Annotated in this window: 9 protein-coding genes and 1 pseudogene; 9 read left to right on the top strand and 1 reads right to left on the bottom strand. The window is 30.5% G+C overall.

Annotated features, from left to right (window positions below; translation table 11 throughout):
- From infA to carA, 8 genes and pseudogenes are all read left to right on the top strand, one after another.
- Positions 1–92 (top strand): annotated as a pseudogene (infA, locus tag ACH2BC_RS05105) (translation initiation factor IF-1); the annotation flags it as partial.
- A 12-nt stretch (positions 93–104) separates the two neighbouring features.
- Positions 105–221 (top strand): type B 50S ribosomal protein L36, encoded by a 117-nt coding sequence (ykgO, locus tag ACH2BC_RS05100; protein ID WP_081932050.1) that lies wholly within the window; start codon positions 105–107, stop codon positions 219–221.
- 2 nt (positions 222–223) lie between these two features.
- Complete coding sequence (gene rpsM, locus ACH2BC_RS05095; protein WP_395052907.1) at positions 224–598, top strand: 30S ribosomal protein S13; 375 nt, start codon at positions 224–226, stop codon at positions 596–598.
- Between the two features lie 8 nt (positions 599–606).
- Positions 607–990 (top strand): 30S ribosomal protein S11, encoded by a 384-nt coding sequence (gene rpsK, locus ACH2BC_RS05090; protein ID WP_395052906.1) that lies wholly within the window; start codon positions 607–609, stop codon positions 988–990.
- Between the two features lie 139 nt (positions 991–1129).
- Positions 1130–1735, top strand: a complete 606-nt coding sequence (gene rpsD / locus ACH2BC_RS05085) for a 30S ribosomal protein S4 (RefSeq protein ID WP_395052905.1) — start codon at positions 1130–1132, stop codon at positions 1733–1735.
- A gap of 22 nt (positions 1736–1757) precedes the next feature.
- Positions 1758–2750, top strand: a complete 993-nt coding sequence (locus ACH2BC_RS05080) for a DNA-directed RNA polymerase subunit alpha (protein ID WP_395052904.1) — start codon at positions 1758–1760, stop codon at positions 2748–2750.
- 27 nt (positions 2751–2777) lie between these two features.
- Complete coding sequence (gene rplQ / locus ACH2BC_RS05075; protein WP_395052903.1) at positions 2778–3275, top strand: 50S ribosomal protein L17; 498 nt, start codon at positions 2778–2780, stop codon at positions 3273–3275.
- A 251-nt stretch (positions 3276–3526) separates the two neighbouring features.
- Complete coding sequence (carA, locus tag ACH2BC_RS05070; protein ID WP_395052902.1) at positions 3527–4648, top strand: glutamine-hydrolyzing carbamoyl-phosphate synthase small subunit; 1122 nt, start codon at positions 3527–3529, stop codon at positions 4646–4648.
- A gap of 9 nt (positions 4649–4657) precedes the next feature.
- Here the strand turns inward: carA and ACH2BC_RS05065 are convergent, their stop codons facing one another.
- Positions 4658–5725: a hypothetical protein gene (locus ACH2BC_RS05065; RefSeq protein ID WP_395052901.1), complete on the bottom strand. Its 1068-nt coding sequence runs from the start codon at positions 5723–5725 to the stop codon at positions 4658–4660.
- 263 nt (positions 5726–5988) lie between these two features.
- On the opposite strand from ACH2BC_RS05065, the gene eno reads away from it, so the two are divergent.
- Positions 5989–7281 (top strand): phosphopyruvate hydratase, encoded by a 1293-nt coding sequence (gene eno, locus ACH2BC_RS05060; protein ID WP_395052900.1) that lies wholly within the window; start codon positions 5989–5991, stop codon positions 7279–7281.
- Positions 7282–8081 lie beyond the last annotated feature (800 nt).

The raw sequence follows: 8081 nt of genomic DNA, 5'->3' as shown, positions 1-8081 counted from the left end.
TGCATTACATTAAATTGTTACCTGGTGACAAAGTAAAACTAGAAATGAGTCCTTACGATTTATCTAAAGCAAGAATTACCTATAGATATTAAAGATATTTTAAAATGAAAGTAAGAACATCAGTTAAAAAAAGAAGCGCAGAGTGTAAAATTGTGCGTAGAAAAGGTAGATTATACGTTATTAATAAAAAGAATCCTAGATTTAAACAAAGACAAGGATAGTTATGGCAAGAATCGCAGGAGTAGATATTCCTAAAAACAAAAGAGGTGTTATAGCACTAACCTACATCTTCGGAGTAGGAAAAAGTAGAGCAATTGAGGTTTTGCAAAAAGCTCAAGTTAGCCAAGATAAAAAAGTTCAAGATTGGAACGATGATGAAATCGGAGCAATCCGTGAAGCAGTTTCGTATTACAAAATTGAAGGTGAATTACGTTCAGAAACTTCATTAAACATTAAACGTTTAATGGATATCGGTTGTTACAGAGGAATTCGTCACAGATCTGGTCTTCCATTAAGAGGACAAAGAACTAAAAACAATTCTAGAACAAGAAAAGGTAAAAGAAAAACTGTTGCTAATAAGAAAAAAGCAACTAAATAGTAAGTAATATGGCTAAAGCAAGTACAAAAAAACGTAAAGTTATAATTGAATCTTCTGGTGAAGCTCATATTAGTGCAACCTTCAATAACATTATCATTTCTTTAACTAATAAGAAAGGTGAAGTTATATCTTGGTCTTCTGCTGGTAAAATGGGTTTTAGAGGTTCTAAAAAGAACACTCCTTATGCAGCTCAAATGGCCGCTGAAGATTGTGGAAAAGTAGCATTAGAAGCTGGACTTAAAAAAGTTAAAGTTTATGTAAAAGGACCAGGAAACGGACGTGAGTCTGCTATTCGTTCTCTTCATAACACAGGAATTGAGGTAACAGAAATTATTGACGTTACTCCAATGCCACATAACGGATGTCGTCCTCCAAAAAGACGTAGAGTATAATTTTATATTGAATTTATTCTGTTCGCCGTGGCGAATAAAAATCTCAGTATCAAATATAATTAAGTATAACAAAGATAGATTTAAGATTATCGAAGGATTTAGACCTGAATTCATAATCTCTATCTAAAAACAATTTAAAATGGCAAGATATACTGGTCCAAGTACAAGAATAGCTAGAAAATTTGGTGAAGCTATTTTCGGAGAAGATAAAGCTTTCGAAAAAAGAAATTACCCACCAGGACAACATGGAATGTCCAAAAAAAGAGGTAAAAAATCAGAATACGCAGTACAATTAATGGAAAAGCAAAAAGCTAAGTACACGTACGGTATTCTTGAAAAACAATTTAGAAACTTATTTGAAAAAGCAGCAGCATCTAAAGGTGTAACAGGAGAAATCCTATTACAATTATGCGAAGCAAGATTAGATAATGTTGTTTATAGAATGGGAATTGCTTCTTCTAGAAGAGCTGCAAGACAAATTGTTTCTCACCGTCACGTTACTGTAAATGGTGAATTAGTAAACATCCCATCATACCACTTAAAACCTGGAGATAAAGTAGCGGTTCGTGAAAAATCTAAATCTTTAGAAGCTATCAATAGTTCTCTATCTAATTCAAGTCATGTATATGAGTGGATTACTTGGAATAATGATACTAAAGAAGGTACTTTCGTTTCTGTTCCAGCTAGATTACAAATCACTGAGAATATCAAAGAACAATTAATCGTAGAGTTGTACAACAAATAATAATTGACACCAGTCTAAAATTATGGCAATATTTAATTTTCAGAAACCCGATAAGGTTATAATGATCGATTCAACTGATTTTGAAGGAAAGTTTGAATTCAGACCTTTAGAACCAGGATACGGATTAACAGTTGGTAACGCGCTAAGAAGAGTTTTACTATCTGCTTTAGAAGGTTACGCAATTACATCTATAAGAATAGAAGGTGTTGAGCACGAGTTTTCAACTATTCCAGGAGTTGTTGAAGATGTAACAGAAATCATTTTAAGTCTTAAACAAGTACGTTTCAAACGTCAAATTGAAGATATCGATAATGAATCAGTTACAATTTCATTAACAGGTAAAGAACAAATTACTGCTGGCGATTTCCAAAAATTTATTTCTGGATTCCAAGTATTAAATCCTGAATTGGTAATCTGTAATCTAGATCCTAAAGTTAATTTCAACATGGAATTAACAATAGAAAAAGGTAGAGGATACGTTCCTGCAGAAGAAAACAAAAAACAAAACGCAGCAATCGGTACTATTTTTACAGATTCTATTTTTACGCCAGTTAAAAACGTAAAATATACAATCGAAAACTTCCGTGTAGAGCAAAAAACAGATTACGAAAAATTAGTTTTTGAAATAAAAACTGATGGATCAATCAATCCAAAAGATGCACTTACAGAAGCAGCAAAAGTATTAATTCACCACTTTATGTTATTCTCAGATGAGAGAATAACTCTAGAAGCTGACGAAATTGCTCAAACAGATTCTTATGATGAAGAATCGTTACACATGAGACAATTGCTTAAAACTAAGCTTGTTGATATGGATTTATCTGTAAGAGCATTAAATTGTTTAAAAGCTGCAGAAGTAGATACATTAGGAGACCTTGTCTCTTTTAACAAACACGACTTAATGAAGTTCCGTAACTTCGGTAAAAAATCTTTAACAGAACTAGACGAACTAGTAGCTATTAAAAATTTAACCTTCGGAATGGATTTGTCAAAATATAAATTAGATAAAGACTAGTCTTTATCAAGTTAAATAGCATTTAAAATGAGACACGGAAAAAAATTCAATCACTTAAGCAGACAGACAGGACATAGAAAACTAATGCTGGCAAATATGGCATGTTCTTTAATAGAGCACAAACGTATTAACACAACTGTTGCTAAAGCTAAAGCACTTAAACAATTTGTTGAGCCGCTTATAACAAAATCAAAAGAAGATACTACTCACAACCGTCGTATAGTATTCGCTTACCTTCGTAACAAATATGGTGTAACAGAACTTTTTAGAGAAGTTGCAGCTAAAGTTGGTGATCGTCCAGGTGGATATACTCGTATTATCAAAGTTGGAAACCGTTTAGGTGATAACGCAGATATGGCAATGATAGAGTTAGTAGATTTCAATGAAATTTACAATGGTGGTAAAAAAGAAGAGAAAAAAGCTAAAAGCCGTCGTGGTTCTAAAGCTAAAAAGGAAACTACAGAAGCTAAAGCAACTGAAACTCCAGAAACTTCTGCTCCAGAAACTACCGATTCAGCAGAATAATGAAATCAATTTCATAAATATAAAGGATAAACTTTCGAGTTTATCCTTTTTTTTTGGTAGCAAATCGCTTGGGCTTTATCAATAATCCATATTCCTGCTATCCATTTCAATCTTCTTGTTAAAAAAAACAAGAAGGATTTTCATTCCTATCAGGGCTAAAAGACAAACCAATAGAATGTTTATAAACTTTTACAAATCAAAATTGTAATTTAATTACAAAATCCTAAATTTGCAAAACACAACTAACTACAATGAACTACACAACAAGACCACAAGCCATTTTACTTCTAGCAGACGGAACCATTTTCTACGGAAAATCAATCGGAATATCTGGAACAACCTTTGGAGAAGTTTGCTTCAACACCGGAATGACAGGTTACCAAGAAATATTTACAGATCCATCCTATTTCGCACAAATAATGGTAGCAACCAATCCGCACATAGGAAATTATGGAGTAAATAACGAAGAAGTAGAATCAGATAAAATAATGATTTCTGGCTTAGTTTGTAAAAATTTTAGTTTCAACCATTCAAGACCAGATTCTCAAAGTAATCTTTATGACTATTTTGAAAAGCAAAATCTAATTTGCATTTCAGATGTAGACACAAGAGCATTAGTAAGTTACATTCGTGATAACGGAGCGCAAAATTCAGTAATTTCAACCGATGGAACATCAATTGAAGAACTTAAGAAACAACTTTCTCAAGTTCCAAATATGAAAGGATTAGAATTAGCGTCCAAAGTCTCAACTACAACACCTTATTTTTTCGGAAACGAAAATGCAACTTATAAAATTTCTGCACTAGATTTAGGAATAAAAAAAAATATTCTAAGAAATTTAGCCAAAAGAGATTGTTACATAAAAATCTTTCCATACAACACCAATTTTGAAGAATTAAAATCGTTCAACCCAGATGGATATTTTCTATCAAATGGTCCAGGCGATCCAGATCCACTTATAGAAGTACAAGGTGTAACTAGAGAAATTTTAAACACCAATAAACCAGTATTCGGAATTTGTCTTGGTCATCAAATAATCGCTTTGGCAAATGGAGTTTCAACTTACAAAATGTTCAATGGTCACCGTGGAATCAATCATCCAGTAATGAATATTGCTACAGGAAAAGGTGAAATAACATCTCAAAATCACGGTTTTGCAGTAAATAGAGAAGAATTAGATAATCATCAAGATTTAGAAATTACCCATTATCACATCAATGACAATACAGTTGCAGGAATGAAAATGAAATCTAAAAACTGTTTTTCGGTTCAATATCATCCAGAAGCTTCTCCTGGACCACACGATTCTAGTTATTTATTTGATCAATTTATTGAAAACATAAAAAATTCTAAACTACTTCAAGAAGTTTAAAATTCTTTGCTAATCAACATTTGAATATTTTTCATAAAGATTATCAAATTCAACATTGCGCTTTAAAAAATCACTATTAGTAAAATACCATTTTTCTAACAGTGATTTTTTATTCAATTGAACTTTGTATAAGTTATCGTAAAAATTATTTTTAGCTTCATTAAATTTTCTCACTTCTACATTATATTGTTCTACAGAAACCACATCATTTTTTTCAACAAATTCTAATTTTACTTTTTGAAATGCAGCGTCAACTTTTACATATTCTTCGTAATAAGCAATAACAGCTTCTTTTTGTTTTAAAATAAAAGTAATCAGTTCTTTATTAATATCATTTAATGAAGTGTCTTTAAAATCGTCTTTCATTTGTTCAGTTTTGGTAAAAGACTCTTCGCCAACACTTGTTATAAAGTTCATGCATTCTGTAACTTTTGTAATATCTTTACCTTTTAATAAATCCATTAATTTTACATCAAGAATGTTTAATTTATAAAAAATTAAATTTTGATAAGCATCATATTCAAACACATTAGTTCTGTCAAATGCTCTAATTAAAATATTATATTTTAATCCAAAATCTTTTTTTGTACTTTCATACGCTAAAATTTCAGCATAATATTTAGAAATTTCAGATTCTTTGTAAGCAAAGTTTTTAAAAATTTCTGAATAATCTAAACTGCTTTGAACACCATAATCATTAAGTTTTAAAGATTTATTTTTTAATAATGTTATGGTTTTAGAATTCAATCTCATAAAAGAATTTCTCAAATCTAAATCTCCAAAAACGCCTCTATCATTTCTTAATAAAGTTTCATTTATATCTTCAAGTTTAACATAAATTCTCTCCAATGTACTTTCAATTCGTTCTTGTGGACTTGCGTCAATAATTGAAATTGAATATTCCATTAAAGATTCTTTAACGAACAATTCATTTTTTCCAAAATCCATTATATAAGCTTTCGCATTTCTATAATTTTGAGCATTAGAATATCCAAAACAAAGTATAAAAAACGATAAAATTAATTTTCTAAAAGAAAATCTAAAATTTGTTGATTCTAAAAAGTTAAAATGCTTCATAGTACACAGTTATAAAGTTTAAAAATACAAAATCTCAATCAATAACATCGATTAAAGTCATTTAAAATCGATAAAATACATTTTTTGTAAAATACTAAGCATATTTACTTACGAATTTTAAATATTCAAAATTTAAATATTTTAATAAAATTAGCATAAAAAATAATACTAAAACGTTTGAGTTAATAAAAATAAATAAAATTGTGAAATTGATAAAAAAAGATAGAATATATTTGTAATAAATCTTAAAATCGTAAATTCATATGAGTATTATTATCAAAATTCACGCTAGACAAATTCTTGACTCAAGAGGAAATCCAACAATAGAAGTAGATGTTGTAACAGAAAATGGCGTTCTTGGTCGTGCTGCAGTTCCATCTGGAGCTTCAACTGGAGAACACGAAGCGGTTGAACTTCGCGATGGTGGAAAACAATATATGGGAAAAGGAGTTTTAAAAGCGGTTGAAAATGTGAATAGTACTATTGCCAATGAATTAGTAGGAACTTCTGTTTTTGAGCAAAATCTTATAGATAAAACTATGATTGAACTGGACGGAACTCCAAATAAATCTAAACTTGGTGCCAATGCAATTTTAGGAGTTTCACTTGCCGTTGCAAAAGCTGCCGCAAATGAATTAGGAATGCCATTATACAGATATGTTGGTGGCGTTTCTGCCAATACTTTACCAGTTCCAATGATGAATATCATTAATGGTGGATCACATTCTGATGCGCCAATTGCATTTCAAGAATTTATGATTATGCCAGTAAAAGCAACTTCTTTTACACACGCAATGCAAATGGGAACTGAAATTTTTCACAATCTGAAAAAAGTATTACACGATAGAGGTTTGTCAACAGCAGTTGGAGATGAAGGTGGATTTGCTCCAAATCTTGCTGGTGGAACAGAAGACGCATTAGATACAATTAAAAAAGCAGTAGAAAACGCAGGATATAAATTTGGAGACGAAATTATGTTAGCGCTAGATTGCGCAGCATCAGAGTTTTATGTAAACGGAAATTACGATTACCAAAAATTTGAAGGCGAAACAGGAAAAATTAGAACTTCAAGAGAACAAGCAGAATATTTAGCATCACTTGCAGCAAATTATCCAATCATTTCTATTGAAGACGGAATGTATGAAGACGATTGGGAAGGATGGAAATATTTAACAGAATTAATAGGAAACAAAACGCAACTTGTTGGAGATGACTTGTTTGTAACCAATGTAGAACGTTTGTCACGTGGAATTAAAGAAGGAATTGCCAATTCTATTTTGGTAAAAGTAAACCAAATTGGTACTTTAACAGAAACAATAGCAGCTGTAAATATGGCTAAAAATGCAGGTTACACCTCTGTAATGTCACATCGATCTGGCGAAACAGAAGACAACACCATTGCCGATTTAGCCGTTGCATTAAACTGCGGACAAATAAAAACTGGTTCTGCTTCAAGAAGTGATAGAATGGCAAAGTATAACCAACTTTTACGCATAGAAGAAGAACTTGGCGAAACGGCATATTTTCCTGGCGTAAATGCTTTTAACATAAAATAGTTTTTATTTTATTGTCATTCTTGACAAATTAAAATTTTTAAATTTCTAACCTCAAATGTTTAAAATCATTTGAGGTTTTTTTATTTTCTAGAAGCCAATCCAGCCATACATTTCAAGCAATCAGTCACAATGCTTTTTTTCTTTGCAATTGCAAGAGCTTCCTTTGGTCGCTTTACAATTAAAAGAAAAAATAGCATTCTTCCTTCTTGGCTTTCCATTGCTGTCTGGGCTAAAAAAAATCGTGATTCAATCAAATTCTTACCCAAAATTCAAAAATACTTATCAAACAATTTTTTTATTACTATTTTTGTTAATACTATTTTTATTGTTAAATTTGAAAAATCACAAAATAGCATTTAATTATTATTTAAAAGCATAATCGAGTTCAGACATAAATCCAAACCAAGGTGCTTTGGGCAAATGGTATAATAATTTTGAACTGTATTTTGAAAAAATATTAATCCAAAAAAGCAATAAAATACTGGAATTTAGCCATAGTAAATATTAAAAGTATAAATAATAAATTCGGAATTCAAAATTCGTATCACCAATTGCACAACTAAATTTTAAATAAATAATTTACAGAAGCAATAGATTACAACAATAAATCAATACAAAGGAAACAGAATCTGGTTTTCAAGACCAAAAAGTAATTTATAAAAATTAGTATCAACAAGCCCAAAGCAAGTTTCTTGCTTTGGGCATAATAATTCTATTATGAAAAAATTTATTTGTCTTTTTGTTGTAACTATTTTTGTTTTTAGTTGTAGCAATGACGATTGTGATATTCAAAATACCGA

Source organism: Flavobacterium sp., assembly GCF_043760115.1.
GTDB lineage: Bacteria > Bacteroidota > Bacteroidia > Flavobacteriales > Flavobacteriaceae > Flavobacterium.
This window is presented reverse-complemented; position numbering and strand designations above follow the sequence as displayed.